Here is a 228-nt window from a genome sequence, read left to right on the forward strand (position 1 = left end):
CATCTGCTGACGCAGCGCCTTGGGCGAGTTGTCCGCAATGCGGTCTGTCCGGTCCTTACCCATCTCGCGGACCTTCTTCCAGATGTCCGGCATCTTCACGACGATGGGCTGCTCCGGATTGTTCTTGTTCCAATCGGCCAGCCGTTCGCGCACGCGCGCCAAGGCGCCCTCGTCCTTGCGGAACAGCGCATCCGCCCACTGCGCCTTGATCTCGCTGCTGGTCTGGCT

The 228-nt window shown here is 63.6% G+C and carries 1 protein-coding gene; it reads right to left on the reverse strand.

Going from position 1 to position 228, the window contains the following annotated elements:
* Nucleotides 1-228 (reverse strand): hypothetical protein (locus tag L995_RS33735; protein WP_197065115.1); only part of this gene is annotated, 228 nt, incomplete at both ends.

It is taken from the genome of Delftia sp. ZNC0008, from assembly GCF_000799035.1.
In the GTDB taxonomy this organism is placed as follows: domain Bacteria; phylum Pseudomonadota; class Gammaproteobacteria; order Burkholderiales; family Burkholderiaceae_C; genus Comamonas; species Comamonas tsuruhatensis.